We start from the raw sequence: 18,655 nt of genomic DNA, 5'->3' as shown, positions 1-18,655 counted from the left end.
CCCTTATTTATTAATTGTAAGCGCGTCAGCGACTAACGCTTGTTGTTCTTTAGTGTGTACAGACATGTAACCACATGCTGGTGATGCAGATGCTTTTCGACCTGCATACGTTAGGTTTGCGCCTTGTGGAATTGAATTCCAGAAGTGGTGCTGCGAACAGTACCAAGCACCTTGGTTCTGTGGTTCTTCTTGGCACCATACAAAATCTTTAACGTGCTTGTAGCGTTCGATAATCTGTTCCATTTCCTGGTGAGGGAACGGATACAACTGTTCAACACGCACAATAGCAATGTTATTGAGCTCTTGCTTACGACGCTCTTGAAGTAATTCGTAGTAAACTTTACCACTACAAAATACAACGCGTTCCACGTTTTTCGGATCGATATCATCAATCTCGTCAATCATGTTATGGAACACACCTTCTGACAACTCTTCAAGTGAAGATACAGCCAGCGGGTGACGTAGTAGTGATTTCGGTGTCATTACGATCAGCGGGCGACGTAACGGGCGCACAGCTTGACGACGAAGCATCGCGTAAACTTGCGAAGGCGTCGAAGGCACACACACTTGCATGTTGTGGTCAGCACACAGTTGCAAGAAACGCTCTAAACGCGCTGAGCTGTGCTCTGGACCTTGACCTTCATAACCATGTGGAAGTAGACACGTTAGACCGCACAAACGACCCCATTTTTGCTCACCAGAACTTAAGAATTGGTCAAATACCACTTGCGCGCCGTTAGCAAAGTCACCGAACTGTGCTTCCCACATTACTAATGACGTAGGCTCTGCTGTTGCATAACCGTATTCAAACGCAAGGACCGCTTCTTCAGATAACACTGAGTCGAACACTTCGAACTTACCTTGCTGCTCAGAAACATGCTGCAATGGTAAGTAAGTTGAAGCGTCAGTTTGATTGTGGACAACAGCATGGCGGTGGAAGAATGTACCACGGCCCGAGTCCTGACCTGTCAAACGGATATCAGTACCCTCTTCAACAAGCGTTGCATAGGCAAGCGTTTCCGCCATACCCCAATCAAGCATTTTCTCACCAGATGCCATCAATTTACGGTCATCGTAAATCTTTTTAACACGTGACTGCGCTTTGTGGTTTTCTGGATAAGAAGCAACTTTCTCACCAAGTTCTTTTAGTTTTTCAACCGAAACGCTTGCGTCATATTTGGTATCCCAATCATGACCAACAAACTTAGACCACTCAGATGAGTGCTTGGTGTCTTTTTGAATTTCTTCAACAACACAGTTACCGTCATCTAGACCAGCGCGGTATGAATCAACTAATTGCTTGATTTCATCTTCGCTGTAAAGACCTTCGCTAACGAGTTGCTGAGCGTAAATCTCGCGCGGTACCGCGTGCTTTTTGATTTTCTGATACATCAACGGCTGAGTTGCATTTGGCTCGTCAGCTTCGTTGTGACCATGGCGACGGTAACATACAAGGTCAATAACAACATCGCGTTTGAATTGGTTGCGGAAATCGAGTGCGATTTGCGTAACGAACGCCACCGCTTCAGGGTCATCCGAATTCACGTGGAAAATCGGTGCCTGCACCATTTTGGCAATATCAGTACAGTAGTCTGTTGAACGTACGTCTTCTCGATTCGATGTTGTGAAGCCAACTTGGTTATTAACAACAATTCGAACGCTTCCGCCTACTTTAAAGGCATTTGTTTGAGACATGTTGAATGTCTCTTGCACACAGCCTTGGCCAGCAATTGCTGAATCACCGTGAATTGTAATTGGTAGCGCTTTGGAGCCGCTTTCACAATTTAGTCGGTCAAGACGCGCACGCACTGAACCCATAACTACTGGGTTAACGATTTCAAGGTGTGACGGGTTAAATGCAAGTGCCATATGAACGCTTCCGCCTGCCGTTGCGAAATCTGATGAATAACCCATGTGATATTTTACGTCACCAGAGCCAAGCGTATCGTTGTGCTTACCGGCAAATTCATCAAACAATGAAGATGGGTTTTTACCTAACACATTCACCAATACATTTAGGCGTCCGCGGTGGGCCATACCAATAACAGCTTCTTCTTGGCCGCTTTCGCCAGCTCGGTGAATCAGCTCTTTTAGCATTGGTACTAACGCGTCGCCGCCCTCAAGTGAGAAACGTTTTGCACCAGGGAATTTAGCACCAAGATATTTTTCTAGGCCGTCAGCAGCAATTAAACCTTTTAAAATACGAGTTTTGGTTTTGCTGTCGAACTTAGGGCGCGCTTGGACTGACTCTAAACGCTGTTGTAACCAACGCTTTTCCTCAGTAGATGTGATGTGCATGTACTCTGCACCAACTGAACCACAGTAGGTTGTTTTAAGCGCTTGGTATAAGTCACCTAGTTTCATCATGTCACCGCCGGCGGCGAATGAACCAACATAAAACTCAGTGTCGAAATCTTCTTTTGAAAGGCCGTGGAACTCTAAGTCTAAGTCGCGAACGCGCTCACGTTGCCACAGACCCAGTGGGTCAAGGTTCGCGTTTTGATGACCACGGAAACGGAAAGCATTGATTAGTTGCAGAACTTTGATCTGTTTAGGGTCGCCCTGACCCCCTTCTGCGATTACTACTTCCCGATGTTTATTTTTTGCCAGTTCGGCGAATTCAGCGCGCACTTGCGAATGCTTGGTTTCAACATCCACACCTTCCACTTTTGGAAGTTGTTCGAACACTTCACGCCATTCTTCTGGCACAGAAGTCACATCATCAAGATATGCTTCATAAAGCTCCTCAACATACGCAACGTTACCGCCGTATAGATGAGAAGACTCTAGCCATGCCTTCATCACACCATCGTGCATTTATAAGCCCTTTTATCTAGCGCAGATTTACATTTTAGGCTTACTCAATTGTATGAGTAAGAGATCGAAGAATGGCCAGACAGACGTCTAGCCATTCTTAGCGTTTATTATGCCCTTAAACCGAACGATTAAGAAGCATTGATTTGATTTGGCCAATCGCCTTAGTCGGGTTCAATCCCTTAGGACAAACGTTGACACAGTTCATGATGTTGTGACAACGGAACACGCTGAAAGCGTCATCCAAATCAGCCAAGCGTTGCTCTGTTGCTGTATCACGGCTATCAGCTAAGAAACGATAAGCGTGTAGCAAGCCCGCTGGACCAATAAACTTGTCTGGGTTCCACCAGAAACTCGGACAAGATGTAGAACAACACGCACACAAGATACACTCGTATAAACCGTCTAGCTTGTCACGCTCTTCGATTGACTGAAGGCGCTCACCAGCTGCTGGCGTGTCATTAATTAGGTACGGCTTCACTTTTTCGTATTGAGTATAGAACTGAGTCATATCAATTACTAGGTCGCGAACAACCGGTAAACCAGGTAGTGGACGAATGATAATTTTGCCTTTGCCGTTTTTCTGCAAAGCTGACACTGGCGTAATACACGCAAGGCCGTTTTTACCATTCATGTTCACACCGTCAGAACCACATACACCTTCACGACATGAGCGACGGAAAGACAGTGACGGGTCTTGCTCTTTAATAAGCATTAGTGCGTCTAGCACCATCATGTCACGACCTTCTTCCACCTCAAGAGTGTAATCCTGCATGCGCGGCGCGTTATCCACATCTGGATTGTAACGATAAACAGATAATTCTAAAGTTGCCATCGTCATCTCTCCTAGTAAGTACGAGCTTTAGGTGGGAATGCTTCACGCAACTTAGGCGCGTAGTTTACTTCGCGTTTTGACATCTGTTCAGTCTCTGGGTTGTAGATACTGTGACATAGCCAATTCTCATCATCACGATCTGGGTAGTCGAAACGAGAGTGAGCACCACGGCTCTCGGTACGGAAGTTTGCTGCCACCGCTGTTGAGTAAGCAGTTTCCATCAAGTTGTCTAGCTCTAAACACTCGATACGCTGAGTGTTGAAATCGCTTGATTTGTCATCAAGACGCGCGTGCTGTAGACGCTCACGGATTTCTTTAAGCTCTTTAAGACCTGTTGCCATTGCGTCACCTTCACGGAATACCGAGAAGTTAAGCTGCATACATTGTTGTAGGTCTTTTTTGATCTGAACTGGGTCTTCACCTTGACCTGGCTTAGACGTCTCCCAACGATTGAAGCGAGCAAGTGCGCCGTCAATGTTATCGCTAGAAGCTTCACGCTGAGCTTGGTATCCATTTAGGTAAGTACCTAGGAAGTTACCAGCAGCACGGCCGAATACTACAAGGTCAAGTAGTGAGTTACCGCCTAGACGGTTTGCACCGTGTACAGATACACATGCAATTTCACCCACTGCAAACAAACCTTCAACCAGCTGGTCGTTACCTTGAGCATCAACACTCAGTACTTGACCATTTACATTGGTTGGTACGCCACCCATCATGTAGTGACATGTTGGAATTACAGGAATTGGCTCTTTAGCTGGGTCAACGTGTGCAAATGTTTTAGCTAGATCACATACACCCGGTAGACGCAAGTTAAGGGTTTCCTCGCCTAGGTGGTCAAGTTTAAGCTTGATATGTGGACCCCAAGGACCTTCACAACCACGACCTTCACGGATCTCTGTCATCATTGAACGAGCAACAACGTCACGAGATGCTAAGTCTTTTGCATTTGGTGCGTAGCGCTCCATGAAGCGTTCACCGTCTTTGTTTAGAAGGTAACCACCTTCACCACGACAGCCTTCTGTAACAAGTACACCAGCGCCAGCAATACCTGTTGGGTGGAACTGCCACATTTCCATGTCTTGCATCGCAACGCCTGCACGCGTCGCCATACCTACACCATCACCGGTGTTGATGTGCGCGTTAGTTGTAGATGCGAAGATACGACCAGCACCACCTGTTGCAAGAACAACAGCTTTAGATTTGAAGTAAACAACTTCACCCGTTTCGATATCGATTGCTGTACAACCTACAACCGCACCGTCGTCGTTTTTCACTAAATCTAGTGCATACCACTCAGAATATACGTTAGTTTTGTTTTTAACGTTCTGTTGGTAAAGGCAGTGAAGAAGCGCATGACCTGTACGGTCAGCTGCTGCAGCAGTACGCGCTGCCTGCTCACCACCAAAATTCTTTGACTGACCACCGAATGGACGCTGATATACGCGGCCATTTTCAAAGCGAGAGAAAGGAAGACCCATGTTCTCAAGCTCAGTGATTGCCTCTGGGCCAGTTTTACACATGTACTCGATAGCGTCTTGGTCACCGATGTAATCAGAACCTTTAACCGTATCGTACATGTGCCACTCCCAGTTATCCTCGTGCGAGTTACCAAGTGCAACAGTGATACCACCTTGCGCTGAAACTGTGTGAGAACGTGTTGGGAACACTTTTGAGATAAGTGCACATGACTTACCTGATTCGGTAATCGCTAGTGCTGCACGCATACCCGCGCCGCCTGCACCGATTACTACCGCGTCAAATTCGCGAACTGAATATTTCACTTAAACACCCCATAGAACGAACAGGCCGATTACTACGTAAGCAATAGCCATAAGGTTTAGTACGAAGCCAAGGAACGCACGAAGTTTAGCGTTCTTCACATAGTCAGTTAGTACCTGCCACAGGCCGATACGTGCGTGCACCATGATGCAAGCCAGTGCCACAAGTGTGAACACTTTCATTGCTAGGTTGCCAAATAGGCCTGACCACGCTTCATAGGTTAGTGCTGGAGTGCATAGCAGATAACCAATAATGAACAGTGCATACGAGCTGATGATCAGCGCAGTTGCACGAAGAGATACGAAATCCTGAACGCCATCGCGCTTAAGAGATGCTTGATTTAAGACCATAGCCAAACTCCCGCTAGAACAGCAACAATTACCCACAACACGAAACCCGCTTTCGCTGTCGCGTTAGCTGAGTCTAATTCTTTCCACGGGCCCATATCTTGGACTAAGTGGCGCACACCTGCGATGAAGTGATACGAAAGAATGGTGAGGGTACCCCAGGCGATAAATTTGGCAACAAACCCGGTTAACAGGTTTTTGACAAATTCAAATCCTTCCGGAGAAGATAAAGACTCAGCCCATGCCCAAATCACAAAGGTCAAGGCAAAGAACATTGCTACACCGGTTACGCGGTGCAGAATTGAAGCTTTGGCCGTTGCTGGCATAGAGATGGTCGTTAGATCGAGATTTACAGGTCTTTGCTTTTTCACAGTTACTTGCCCATCTTGCTCACATTGAAAATAGAGCCATCTACATTGTTTTTATAACCACTTACGTATTGCTACGTAAATGCGCTCACTGAAATAAATCCCAGACACGCAAAAATTCACTTCAGACGGTTTCCAATCAAGTGAACAATATTCACGTTTACATCTAGAATCTACTTAAAGACGTTACGGTATTTAACCTCCGACAGTATATAAGCCTGCAAAGGATATTACAATTCTTGTTTAGTGTGAGTGGTTTGCGAATTAGCCATTGGTATAATATTTAATCTATAAAGAATATTTATTATACGAATGTGCATTAAAATTGACTTCCCACCCCTCTTGTACGTTAGAATGATCGGAATTTGCTTAACATTAGTATCATGCATAACGGCGACAGCTAGTTATTCTTATTAGGAGATAAATAGATGGCAGATAAGAAAGCCACAGTCCATATCGATGGACACGACCCGATTGAGCTTCCAATTTATGAAGGCACAGCGGGTCAGGACGTTATTGACGTTCGTACCTTGGGTTCACACGGATACTTCACTTATGACCCAGGTTTTATGTCTACTGGCTCTTGTGACTCATCTATCACCTACATCGACGGTGCTAAAGGTGTTCTACTTCACCGTGGTTACCCAATTGATCAGCTTGCTGAAGGTTCAAACTACGTAGAGCTTTGCTATCTTCTTCTTAACGGTGAGTTACCGAGCGAAGCTGAACTTGAGAAATTTTCAAACTCAATCACCATGAGTACTATGGTGCATGAGAAGGTGGCTGCATTCTTCCAGGGTTTCCGTGTTGACGCTCACCCAATGGCAATGTTGTGTGGTGTTGTTGGTGCTATGTCTTCTTTCTACCACCAAGATCTTGATATTGCAGATCCAGCTCAGCGTAAGCGCAGTGCAATTCGTCTAGTAGCTAAACTGCCTACTATCGCAGCAATGGCTTATAAATACACGATTGGCCAACCTTTCGTTTATCCACGTAACGACCTAAGCTACGCAGAAAACTTCTTGCACATGATGTTCTCAGTGCCTTCTGAAGAGTACAAAGTGAGTCCTACCCTTGCAAAAGCAATGGACCGCATCTTCATGTTGCATGCTGATCACGAACAAAACGCGTCTACTTCAACGGTACGTATCGCTGGTTCATCTGGTGCTAACCCTTACGCGTGTATCGCTGCTGGTATCGCGTCACTTTGGGGTCCTGCGCACGGTGGTGCAAACGAAGCATGTCTAAACATGCTTCAGCAAATCGGTTCAGTGGATCGCATTGACGAGTACATCGCAAAAGCGAAAGATAAGAACGACCCATTCCGTCTAATGGGCTTCGGTCACCGTGTATACAAGAACTTCGACCCACGTGCCACAGTAATGCGTGAAACATGTCACGAAGTACTTAAAGAGCTGAACATTGAAGATCCACTTCTAGACGTAGCAATGCGTCTTGAGCAAATCGCGCTTGAAGACCCATACTTCGTTGAGAAGAAACTATACCCGAACGTAGATTTCTACTCAGGTATCATTCTTAAAGCGATTGGTATTCCAACAAGCATGTTTACAGTGATTTTTGCTATGGCGCGTACCGTAGGTTGGATTTCACATTGGGACGAGATGCTATCTCAGCCTGGTCATAAGATCAGCCGTCCACGTCAATTGTACAAAGGCGCGACTAAGCGCGACTACGTACCATCTGACAAGCGCTAATACGCTACTTCATTAGAGAGGCCGCTATCACAGCGGCCTTTTTTATTGCCATTTTAGGCCAATTCACTACAATGTCCGCCATTAACAATGCCCCACAATTCCACTGTTTCTATGTTCGATATCGATAGCATTACAAAAGACTTTCCTGCCCTTGCCCATCACGCCAACAACGACCTGGTGTACATGGACTCAGCGGCAACGAGTCAAAAACCCCAGTGCGTTATCGATACGCTAAGCACGTTTTACACGACAAATAATGCCAATGTGCACAGAGGTGCACACCAACTTTCTCAGCAGGCTACGTCAGAGTATGAAAATGCGCGTGCTAAGGTCAGTGAATTTATTAACTGTCAACGCAATGAGCTTGTGTGGACAAAAGGCGCCACAGAATCTATCAATCTTGTCGCATATGGGCTGACGCCACATGTGACGTCTGATGATGTGATTTTAATAACTGAGCTTGAGCATCACGCTAATATTGTGCCTTGGCAACAATTGGCAAAGCGCACCGGCGCTTCGGTTAAAGCCATTCCTGTGACGAAAAGTGGTGTACTAGATGTTGACGCGGCCTATCAGCTTATTGCGCAATATAAACCAAAAGTATTTGCAATCGCCCATGCGTCTAATGCACTTGGTAACATTAATCCCGTGGCTGACTTGGTTGCTAAAGCTAAAGAACATGGCGCATGGACGCTTATTGATGGCGCCCAATCACTGCTTCACCTGCGCCCAGACATGCAGGCGTTGGGATGCGACTTTTTTGCATTCTCGGCCCATAAATGCCTTGGTCCTACCGGCGTTGGTGGGCTGTATGGTCGTTATGAGTGCTTAGAACTGCTCGATGTTTTTCAAAGTGGTGGCGAGATGGTTTCTAAAGTTACCATCGAGAAAACGCTATTTAATCCACCACCAAGTAAATTTGAAACCGGAACCCCCAACATCGCCGGCATACTCGGTTTTGGTGCGGCTATCGATTATCTTAGTACTTTAGATTTAGATGCTATGCGCGCCCACGAACAGGCTTTATTTTTAGATTTAAAGTCTCGGTTGATGACGATTGACTCAGTCACCCTACTTGGCGACTTAACAGACAACGTGGGCACAATAAGTTTTACTATCGATAAAGAGCACCCATTTGACATAGCCACATTACTTGATATGGAAGGTATCGCTGTGCGTCATGGCCATCATTGTGCGCAACCATTGATGTCTGCATTGGGTGTTAACGGGACTGTACGGGTGAGTATGGCTTTTTATAACACCCATAGCGATATTGATGCCTTCATCGCAGCCCTGAATAACACGTTGGAGATGATTGGCTAATGGCAACCCCTTATACGCAGCTCAAAGAGAAATTTGTCCGACTTGGTGCATGGCAACAGCGTTATCGTGAATTAATGCTGTTAGGTAAGTCATTACCACAGCTTAGTGATGCGCTAAAGGTAGATAGTGCAAAAGTGTCTGGTTGTGAAAGTAACGTATGGATGTACATCGACTTTACACCAGAGGAAGACAAGTTAGTGATCATTGCAGACTCAGACACACGTATCGTAAAGGGTCTATTAGCGGTCATCTTAACACTGTATCAAAACAAAACACCCAATGAAGTGTTACACATCGATGCTGAAAAGGAATTCGACGAACTCGGGTTATTACGCCACCTAAGCCCCTCTCGCGGTAATGGCATACGTGCGATTGTGCAAAGCATTAACGACTTTGCACAACAACACCAATAGACTAACTACGCCTGTCTTGCTCGTTTGTCTAAATATTTGCGTATGGCTTTTGCCGCCGCAAAGAACCCAAATGTACCCGTGACCATCGTTGCTGAGCCAAACCCTGTAGCACAGTCCATGTTCATACTTGAATCTGCCGCTTGTTTCGCCTTACAGACTTGTCCATGACCGTCCGGATAGACCAACTGCTCAGTTGAGTAAACACAGTCAACATCAAACTTTCGTTTCGGGTTATTACTGAAGTTATATTGCTTGCGTAGAATATATCTCACCTTAGCCAACAGTGGATCGTGCGTGGTCTTCGCCACATCACCGAACTTGATCTCACTTGGATCCGTCTGCCCGCCTGCGCCCCCGGTCGTAATTATCGGCATTTTGTTACGTTTACAATGAGCAATAAGTGCGGCTTTCTCTTTAACCGCATCAATTGCATCAATGACATAATCAAAGCCTTTGATGTGTTCACGATAATTTTCCAAGGTAATAAAGTCGTCGATAAGATGAACATTTACGTGCGGGTTTATAAGTTCACAACGTGCTTTCATTGCTTCAACTTTTGCCATTCCCACGGTGTCTTTCAATGCATGAATTTGACGATTGGTGTTGGTAACACAAATATCATCCAAGTCAATGAGCGTAATATTGCCAACCCCGGAACGTACAAGCGCTTCTGCAACCCAACTACCAACACCACCAATGCCTATTACGCAAAAATGGGCTTCATGTAACCACTGAGTTTGCTGTTGTCCATACAGGCGGGATATACCGCCAAATCTAAGTTCATAATCTTGGTTCATTTATCTACCAATCTAACTGCCACGGTTGATTATCGAATTGGGCGCATAACGCATCGAAATGCTGCACTAACTGACCACTAGTTTCATGCGCATAAAACTGGTAATCACAGCCTTTATACTGGAACTGTAATGCGTAGGCATGCAAATAAGTGCGATCACTTTCACTACCACCATATAACGTGTCGCCCAATATAGGCGCCGATAGCGCCTTCATCGCTACCCTTAGCTGATGCGTTTTACCACTGAAAGGTTTGAGGACGAAACCACGTAAGTTAGGCGCGAGTGAATAACTATAAAAACGCGTTATCGCAGGATTTTGCGTGGTTTTAACTAGTTTATAAGCCCCTCTTCGAGCTTTGGCCATATCCCCCTTGAGCCAACCTTGCTTTTTTTTAGGCTTATCTACCGCTAAAGCCAAGTAGATTTTATCTACCATACGGTGTGTAAACGCCTGAGTAAAAACCGCTGCAGCTTCGCTACTGGTTGGCAATATAACTAAGCCCGATGTCACCTTATCGAGACGATGAACAGGATACAAAGCCATACCAAGTTGACGTTCAACACGCGCCACCAGCCCTAATTGGCCATCTTCACAATGAAAATTTAGACCCTCGGGCTTGTTTACAACAACAAAATCGTCCTCGCTCGCGATTATGCCAACTTCACTCATTTTAGTGCAGCTACTACTCTAGCGAGATCTTCAGGTGTATCGACGCCTGCGGCGGGAACAACTTCAGCTTGAGCGATCTTAATGGTGTAACCATGGTGCAGTACGCGTAACTGCTCGAGTGATTCCAACTTTTCGATAACTGACGGTGCCAAATCTATGTACTTAGCAATAAAGCCTGCACGATAAGCGTAAATACCTATGTGTCTTTGCATATGACTGATGTCGAGCTCGCACTGCTTTGCCAATAGTGCATCGCGGTGATATGGAATGGTTGCCCGCGAGAAATACAAAGCATTGTTCGCTGTGTCACTTACTACTTTGACTGCATTGGGATTCAACGCTTCTTCAACGTCCACAATCGGGGTAGAAAGTGTCGCCATCGGCGCATCGTTGCCATCGAGCAATCGTGCAACTTGCGATACATTTTCAGCGGCGAGCAACGGCTCATCACCTTGCACATTAACCACTAATGTTTCGTCACTCAGACCTAGTTTATCGACCACTTCAGCCAAACGCTCAGTACCTGACTGGTGATCTTCCCTCGTCATCACAACTGGTGCACCAAATGCGCTGCATGCCGCTTGAACATCTGAATGATCAGTGGCAATAAATACGCTTTTAGCACCGGATTGAAGCGCTCGCTCATATACGTGCTGAATCATAGGCTTGCCATTAATATCGGCAAGGGGCTTCGCGGGCAAACGCGTTGAGGCGTAGCGCGCAGGAATAATGACTACGAATTCCACTTCTCAACCTCGTCAGAACTAAGCTCACGCGCTTCGTTTTCCAACAATACTGGAATATCATCGCGTATCGGGTATGCCAGTTTTGCAGCTGTACTGATGAGTTCTTGATTTTCTTTGTCGTAATGCAGCTTACCTTTGCACACAGGACAAGCAATGATCTCTAGCAGCTTGGTATCAAACGCCATTTATAGCACCCCTTTATCTTTCAATATCGTATTTAATTGTTGCTTAAGTAATGCGTTAGGTATCGCATCAACACGCAAATAATAACACTGTTCATGCGCAAAAGAGCGGCATTTTACAGCGTCTTTTTCTGTCATATAGGTTACACCGCTTGGGATATCCTGTGGCTCAAAATGGTGATGGTCACGAAAGTGACGCTCATCATCCAAATTGACTCCATATGCCGACAAACTGTCGTAAAATCGCTTTGGATTCCCTATTGCACTGAGCGCACACCCCGAAGGAAACGGCGGATTGATTGGCTGCTCATCTGCTACACCATGCAAGCCTGTCGCTTCTAGCACGTAGCTAGCTTGACCATTGGTGAGGCCATTGAAGACAACGAGATCAACGCTCTGCAATCGCCATGTCCCTTCTCTTAACGGACCAGATGGCATGAGTAAGCGATTGCCATACTGGCGTTTGGCATCAACAATACACAGCTCTATATCCCTAGCCAACGCATAGTGCTGAAGGCCATCATCACTGATAATGACATCAATACTATGCTCGGACATCATTTTCTCGATACTCGCTTTTCTGTCCCCACCTATATAAACAGGACAGCCAGTACGTTTGGCTAACAGGACCGGCTCATCGCCTCCTTCATGGGTTGATGTATCTGCTTTAACAGCAAACGGTGTACTTGCAGGGCGGGCGCCATAACCGCGAGAGATAATGCCAACGTGCTTACCCTGTTCTTTAAGTAGGTTAGCAAGGTAAATAACCATAGGTGTTTTGCCATTACCACCAACGCTGATGTTGCCGACAACGATGACAGGCACAGGGCTTTTATATGCGCGTTTGAGGCCTACTTTAAACAGCATACGATTAACACTGCTTAGCAACCAAAATAGTAGCGTCAGTGGCAGTAACAACACGCTAATTAGGCTAAAACGCTTAAACCACGCACTTTCTATTTGCTTTGCAATATTCATGGCGTTGGTCTTACGCCCCCTCGCCTTGTTGCATTTTTGCCAGTGCGGCGTACGTACCATCGTGTTTGAGCAGCTCACTGTGGGTGCCTTGCTCAATGATTTGCCCTTTATCCATTACATAGATGCAATCTGTTTGCTCTATAGTTGATAGTCGATGGGCAATAATAATCGCTGTTTTATCGTGCATTAGTGACTCTAATGCCTGTTGGATGAGTTTTTCAGATTCAGTATCAAGCGCCGAGGTTGCCTCATCCAGAATCAATATTGGCGCATCTTTTACAATGGCACGGGCAATCGCTATACGCTGACGCTGGCCACCAGATAACATGACGCCATCCTCGCCGACTATCGTATCTAACCCTAACGGCAAATCTTTAACAAACTCCCACACATGGGCCTTTTTCACTACGTCCATTAACGCACTTTCGGACAAGGGTTGCTCAAGGCCATACATGATATTGTTGGCTATCGTATCGTTAAATAACACAACCTGTTGAGATACGATGGCAAACTGCTGGCGCAGACTTTTCAACGTGTATTCTTGTAAATCGCACCCATCAAGTTGCATCGCTGAACTCGGTACAACGTCATAATAACGTGGTAATAAATTAGAGAGAGTCGATTTACCCGAGCCAGAGCGACCCACTAACGCTATTTTCTGTCCAGGTTCGATAGTCAGGTTTAACCCTTTAAGTACTGGCTCATTCGCACTTGGATAAGTGAAAGTAAGGTCACGGACTTCTATTTTTCCAATCGCCTTTTGTAAAACCGTGCTACCTGTGTCTTTTTCTTGTTCTGTATCAAGCACCGCGAATATACTTTGTGCAGCAGCAATACCACGCTGCAGTTCACTGTTTACATTGGATAGTTGTTTGAGCGGTCGTAGCATCAACATCATCGAAGATATGAGCGTGACAAAGGTGCCCGAGGTGATTGAATCTATCATGCCAGGCATAGAAATGAGCACGAGTATGACAGCCATAGAAGATGCAGCTAAGATCTGAATCACAGAGACACTAAGTGCCTTAGTCGCATCCATTTTTACACGCTGTAAACGGTTAATATTATTTACTTTGGCAAATCGTTCGGTCTCTTGTTCCTGACCATTAAAGCCGTGGATAACTTTATGCCCTGAAAGCATTTGTTCTGAACAACGTGTCACATCACCCATGGCGTTTTGGATATTCTTTGAGATACGACGAAACCGTTTTGAGACAACGGCAACAATTACGGCAACCACTGGCGTAATAACCAAAAAGATCAGAGACAACTTCCAACTCGCGCTAAACATGACTACCACCAGAAATACGACATACGCCCCCTCTCTGACCAAAACCAACAAAGCCTTTGTAATAGCTTGCTGTACTTGCTCAGTATCAAAGGTAATTTTTGAAATCAGTTCACCATTTGAATGCTGGTCGTGAAAGCTCACTGGCAGATTCAACATATGAGTAAACAAGTCTTGTCGCAATGAGCGAACCACTTGTGAACCAACGTATGCGAGGCAATAACTAGATAAGAAATTAAAGGTACCCCGCCCTATAACCAAGGCTATAACCACATAAGGAGCCCACGTAAGCACAGTGCTATTACGCTCGGTAAGGCCGTCATCAATGAATGGCTGCATTAACCACACGAAGGTAGCATCCATAGCTGAATAGCCAAGCATACAGATAACCGCCACAATCGCAGCCGCTTTATAATTTTTGACATAGCCCAAAAGGCGTTTGTAAGTGTGGGTTGCGCTATCTTGCATACTATTCTCAACTGAACGCGTTGCCTTGTATTGTATCTGCGCAGGGCAAAAAACGAAACTTAATCAGTGATAAACCAATAGTTTTTATGTTCTTTTGCTGTTTCTACAACCACTTTATCACTGTAAAACAGCACTTTTATCCCCCCGTCTCGTTTGGTTAGCCACTGTGTCGCTTTAACGTCTTGGTATCGCGCAGTAACATCTGGGTGTGGCATTTGCCAATTGAGGCGCTCACTACTTGAATGAATAACATGCGTGGGTGATACCGCTTGGATAAATGCTTCGCTAGAAGACGTCTTACTGCCATGGTGAGGGCTGATAACAACATCTACTGGTTGTAAAAGGCCAAGCTCAACTAATTTATACTCCTGCTCGTTGCCTATGTCACCTGTGAGCAAAAAGCTGTGTTTATTGTCAGAAATTAACACCACACAAGACTCACTGTTAGTATTATGCCCTGAAGTTAAATTAGGTTTTGGCCATATCACTCGCACGGTCAACCCCTGCCAATACAGGGTTTTGTTTTCACACAAGGCGCTCGAAGTTGAATGAAAAAAATCCAGAGATGGCCCCATTCCTTGCGCTAACCAATGGCTAAGCCCTCCACTGTGATCATTGTCTTGGTGTGAAATAATCGTGTGCTCAACAGCCAGTCTTCGAGTTTGAATATGTGGCAACAATGTATTATTCACGATGGAGTATCGTCCAAAATAGTTGGGGCCAAGGTCATACACTAGCGCTCGCCCATTGCGGCTAATCACCACACTCAGGCCATGTCCCACATCAAGTATGTCGGCGCGCCACTGCTCGGTCGCGAGTGTTTTACTACCTGAGTATATTAAACAACATGCCAGCGCATACAACACAGGCCAAAAACGCCCCGTTATGAAGACTGCGAGCATACCTATGTATAAAAGCATTACCCCCCAAAGCGGTATTTGCCCTGTAGTAAACCAATAGCTATCTCGATATGGCAATAGCCATTGTATTAACTGATATAACAGATCATCCGTAACGATTAACAATGTATGTGGTAATCCACCGAAACCAATGACAGCGTCAAAAAGCAACAACGGCATCAACAAAAAACTAACGAAGAGCACAGCCACTAAATTGAAGCCTACTTGCACCACAGAAATACCACCAAACGCCCACATACTTAATGGAGCAAGTATCAAAAAGAGGTATATTTGTATACCGATATAGCGAGTAACAAGATGTCGATGGCGAAGTAAGTGCAAAGCTATAAAGATGGCCGCGACTGCAATAAATGAAAACCACATGCCTAAGTCTAACAAACTAAAAGGATTCACAATCAGCAGGGAACACAAAGCAATGATCAAACTGTGTATCAATGAATATTGGCGTTTCATGTAAAACAAAATTACGAACACCGACAACATAATCCAGGCGCGCTGAGCACTTGGCACAAATTCGCACAGCGCAACAAAGCCTCCAGACATTAATAGCGAAGCCGCAGCGAAATAGTTGTTAAAATTGATAGTCTGGCTTGTGGGAATACGACACAGTGCGGTAAATACAATCGCACTCATTTTGAGTGAGTAATAGAACATGGCATAGATTAATGCGATGTGCAGGCCAGAAATAGCCAGTAAATGAATCGTTCCCGTTACTTTAAACAAGTCATAATGGTGTGGGTCAATGCTTGTTCTATCGGCGCTTAACAATGCTTTATATACACCGTATAGATGCAGGGTATTAAGGCGTTCGTCCAACCATTGACGATACTGTGATACAGGCGCCCTCTGCTGCGACACAATATCCAGTTCTTTTATTGTTGACGATGAAAAGCGAACTTGGTGAATAAAGTCATAAACTCTTGCATCACGCACGCCAAAGTTTACCCGTCTGCGTTTGTGTTTAAGCCTCGCTAAAAAAAATATCCTATCGCCAGTCGCTATATTTATACTGCTCACAAAGGATGACGATAATTTAGTACCTTTTTGATACCAAGGAATTCGGTAATCGTCTATTTGAACTAACTCTAATGTTCCAAAAACCTGATTATCGACTTGCCTAAGCTCTACAACCTTCGCTTCGACTTTGTGCGTCATATTGTCTATTTCAGGTCCATACCAGTAATAAAAGGTGAAAAAATAGACTAATGTATAAGCAACAGCGAAAAGACATGCACGCATATAGCCGATAAAATAACCGTTCTTATACCAAACGATGATCAATATCGCTATTAGCGCAAAAAGTACTGGCAGTGATGGGGTGAAAAGTGACAGAATACAGCCGAATGAAAACCCACTGCACACCGCAATAGATGTACAGGGCCCCATCAAATGGCGAAAAAAACCATTCAACGGTTCTTACCCGATCACAATAAAATTAAGCAGATTAAAACGCTGCGTATTTTTGGTCGATTATTACACGATGCCAACTTATGGCATTTAAATAGACGCTCTGCTCGTGGTGCCTTTTCCGTTGGCCTTTTCTTTGCGTTCATCCCTGTACCTTTTCAGATGATTTTATCAGCGGCGGTTGCTATTCCTTTGCGCGTAAACCTGCCATTATCGATTGCACTGGTGTGGATAACAAACCCACTAACCATGGCGCCAATATTTTATTTTTCTTACCTCGTGGGCACCTTGGTATTAGGTCATCCACAGCAAGAGTTTTATTTCGAACCGAGCTGGCAATGGCTGAGCGACAGTTTATCAACCATTGGACCTGCGTTTCTAATCGGTTCAGTGATCTGTGGTGCATTTGCTTCGTTAGTCGGATTTGTCGTTATAGACTACCTGTGGTGTCGTAGTGTTCGTAAAGCTTGGCAAACGCGTCGATAGTAATCGGCTTTAACGCACCTACTAATGATGAAATAACACAGTACGATTTCGCCCCTGCTCTTTCGCTTGATACAAGGCTTTATCCGCTTCCTTTAACAAAGAGCGAATCATACACTTAGCTCCCCTTAAACTCGACAATCCACAGCTAAACGTTATTTTAAAACTTGCTGAGTCACATTTAATTGTTTGCTCACTCACATATTGACGCATTTCTTCAATGATTTGAACGGCTTCATAACAGTCAGTGTCGGGTAAGGCTAATGCAATCTCTTCCCCTCCTAAACGTGCAAAGACAGCGGTAGTTGGCAGTCTGGACGTCATCATTTCACAAAACTGTACCAACGCAACATCGCCAACATCATGGCCATATTTATCATTGATGCTTTTAAAGTAATCTATGTCGATAATCCCGACACTCAGAGGCTTTGCCGTACCTTGGCATCGCGTCACCAGCCATTTCATGTCAGTATTAAATCGATACCGGTTTTTTACTTTCGTAAGCGCATCTATGTTAATAAGCCGATCCGTTTTCTTTTCAAGCTCTACCATGTCAGATACATCACGAATAAACGTATAAATGTACACTTTAGAGTCAAGTTCAACGCTATTTATCTGTAGGTCGACGTCTATCTTATTTTTATTCTTAGTCAATGCGCGTAAACGAATGAAGGCGCCCATAATGTTAGATTTTCTCGTACTCGCATACGCGGCTTTGGAGTGCTTAGCAAATTCGCGATTACTCGCCGGTGTTAATATGTCGTGGGGGTCTTTGCCTTTTACCTCTTCAAAAGAGTACCCAAACATATTCTTGGCCGCAGCGTTCCAAAACACGATACCACCATCAATGTCGGAGACTACAACGGCATCGCCATTATTTTCTAAATTAGCTTTAAAGAGAGCTTGTTTCATCTGCATCTAAGTACACGTCATAAGTTGCTTAAGCTTAGTTCCTAAATTGGCGATACACAAAATAGTGTCACTTGTTATCGTAAACCTGCCTTGCACGCTAAATTGCTTCCCAACTCACAACTCTACGCACTCATAACATTTTTTTTAACGGTACAAGCTAAGGTTTACTAGCTTTAGATAAGGACGCTATTTCGTTGTTAAGTGCCT

17 protein-coding genes are annotated in these 18,655 nt (G+C 44.9%); 4 read left to right on the top strand and 13 right to left on the bottom strand.

Annotation, left to right across the window (positions count from 1 at the left end):
- Positions 1-3 precede the first annotated feature (3 nt).
- The 5 genes from AAEU32_RS12635 to sdhC all read right to left on the bottom strand — a co-directional run bounded on the left by AAEU32_RS12635 (position 4) and on the right by sdhC (position 6,149).
- Positions 4-2,817, bottom strand: coding sequence for a 2-oxoglutarate dehydrogenase E1 component (locus tag AAEU32_RS12635; protein WP_421970892.1), 2,814 nt, complete (start codon positions 2,815-2,817; stop codon positions 4-6).
- 115 nt (positions 2,818-2,932) lie between these two features.
- Positions 2,933-3,649 (bottom strand): succinate dehydrogenase iron-sulfur subunit, encoded by a 717-nt coding sequence (locus tag AAEU32_RS12630; RefSeq protein ID WP_421970891.1) that lies wholly within the window; start codon positions 3,647-3,649, stop codon positions 2,933-2,935.
- An 11-nt stretch (positions 3,650-3,660) separates the two neighbouring features.
- Positions 3,661-5,433: a succinate dehydrogenase flavoprotein subunit gene (gene sdhA / locus AAEU32_RS12625; protein ID WP_421970890.1), complete on the bottom strand. Its 1,773-nt coding sequence runs from the start codon at positions 5,431-5,433 to the stop codon at positions 3,661-3,663.
- Positions 5,434-5,781: a succinate dehydrogenase, hydrophobic membrane anchor protein gene (gene sdhD / locus AAEU32_RS12620; RefSeq protein WP_421970889.1), complete on the bottom strand. Its 348-nt coding sequence runs from the start codon at positions 5,779-5,781 to the stop codon at positions 5,434-5,436.
- Positions 5,772-6,149, bottom strand: a complete 378-nt coding sequence (gene sdhC, locus AAEU32_RS12615) for a succinate dehydrogenase, cytochrome b556 subunit (RefSeq protein ID WP_421970888.1) — start codon at positions 6,147-6,149, stop codon at positions 5,772-5,774. The genes sdhD and sdhC overlap by 10 nt, the downstream gene beginning before the upstream one ends.
- A gap of 425 nt (positions 6,150-6,574) precedes the next feature.
- Between sdhC and AAEU32_RS12610 the strand changes: the two genes are divergently transcribed.
- The 3 genes from AAEU32_RS12610 (at position 6,575) to AAEU32_RS12600 (ending at position 9,597) form a co-directional block, all read left to right on the top strand.
- Positions 6,575-7,861, top strand: a complete 1,287-nt coding sequence (locus tag AAEU32_RS12610) for a citrate synthase (protein WP_421970887.1) — start codon at positions 6,575-6,577, stop codon at positions 7,859-7,861.
- Between the two features lie 87 nt (positions 7,862-7,948).
- Entirely contained in the window at positions 7,949-9,184 is a 1,236-nt protein-coding gene (locus tag AAEU32_RS12605; RefSeq protein ID WP_421970886.1) for an aminotransferase class V-fold PLP-dependent enzyme, read from the top strand.
- A complete protein-coding gene (locus AAEU32_RS12600) occupies positions 9,184-9,597 on the top strand; it encodes a SufE family protein (RefSeq protein WP_421970885.1) in 414 nt (137 codons plus the stop codon). The genes AAEU32_RS12605 and AAEU32_RS12600 overlap by 1 nt, the downstream gene beginning before the upstream one ends.
- Before the next feature lie 5 nt (positions 9,598-9,602).
- Here AAEU32_RS12600 and tcdA read toward each other — a convergent pair whose 3' ends face one another.
- The 7 genes from tcdA to AAEU32_RS12565 are packed head-to-tail and all read right to left on the bottom strand — an operon-like array spanning position 9,603 to position 16,801.
- Positions 9,603-10,394 carry a tRNA cyclic N6-threonylcarbamoyladenosine(37) synthase TcdA gene (gene tcdA, locus AAEU32_RS12595; protein WP_421970884.1) on the bottom strand — a complete coding sequence of 264 codons (792 nt, stop codon included), beginning with the start codon at positions 10,392-10,394 and terminating at the stop codon, positions 9,603-9,605.
- 4 nt (positions 10,395-10,398) lie between these two features.
- The gene (locus AAEU32_RS12590) at positions 10,399-11,064 is read right to left on the bottom strand and encodes a TIGR01621 family pseudouridine synthase (RefSeq protein ID WP_421970883.1); all 666 of its coding nucleotides are present in this window, start codon (positions 11,062-11,064) and stop codon (positions 10,399-10,401) included.
- Positions 11,061-11,810 carry a 3-deoxy-manno-octulosonate cytidylyltransferase gene (gene kdsB / locus AAEU32_RS12585; RefSeq protein WP_421970882.1) on the bottom strand — a complete coding sequence of 250 codons (750 nt, stop codon included), beginning with the start codon at positions 11,808-11,810 and terminating at the stop codon, positions 11,061-11,063. Before kdsB ends, AAEU32_RS12590 begins: the two co-directional genes overlap by 4 nt.
- The gene (locus AAEU32_RS12580) at positions 11,798-11,995 is read right to left on the bottom strand and encodes a Trm112 family protein (RefSeq protein WP_421970881.1); all 198 of its coding nucleotides are present in this window, start codon (positions 11,993-11,995) and stop codon (positions 11,798-11,800) included. Before AAEU32_RS12580 ends, kdsB begins: the two co-directional genes overlap by 13 nt.
- A complete protein-coding gene (gene lpxK, locus AAEU32_RS12575) occupies positions 11,996-12,970 on the bottom strand; it encodes a tetraacyldisaccharide 4'-kinase (protein ID WP_421970880.1) in 975 nt (324 codons plus the stop codon).
- A gap of 10 nt (positions 12,971-12,980) precedes the next feature.
- Positions 12,981-14,726: a lipid A export permease/ATP-binding protein MsbA gene (gene msbA, locus AAEU32_RS12570; RefSeq protein WP_421970879.1), complete on the bottom strand. Its 1,746-nt coding sequence runs from the start codon at positions 14,724-14,726 to the stop codon at positions 12,981-12,983.
- Between the two features lie 59 nt (positions 14,727-14,785).
- The gene (locus AAEU32_RS12565) at positions 14,786-16,801 is read right to left on the bottom strand and encodes a DNA internalization-related competence protein ComEC/Rec2 (RefSeq protein ID WP_421970878.1); all 2,016 of its coding nucleotides are present in this window, start codon (positions 16,799-16,801) and stop codon (positions 14,786-14,788) included.
- Between the two features lie 234 nt (positions 16,802-17,035).
- On the opposite strand from AAEU32_RS12565, the gene AAEU32_RS12560 reads away from it, so the two are divergent.
- The gene (locus tag AAEU32_RS12560; RefSeq protein WP_421970877.1) at positions 17,036-17,539 is read left to right on the top strand and encodes a DUF2062 domain-containing protein; all 504 of its coding nucleotides are present in this window, start codon (positions 17,036-17,038) and stop codon (positions 17,537-17,539) included.
- Positions 17,540-17,560: 21 nt separating this feature from the next.
- On the opposite strand, the gene AAEU32_RS12555 is transcribed toward AAEU32_RS12560, so the two are convergent.
- Entirely contained in the window at positions 17,561-18,454 is an 894-nt protein-coding gene (locus AAEU32_RS12555) for a GGDEF domain-containing protein (RefSeq protein WP_421970876.1), read from the bottom strand.
- Between the last annotated feature and the right edge of the window lie 201 nt (positions 18,455-18,655).

It is taken from the genome of Pseudoalteromonas maris, assembly GCF_049257235.1.
Lineage (GTDB): Bacteria > Pseudomonadota > Gammaproteobacteria > Enterobacterales > Alteromonadaceae > Pseudoalteromonas.
Note: the sequence above shows the minus strand (reverse complement) of the source record. Positions and strands in the feature narration are given on the sequence as shown.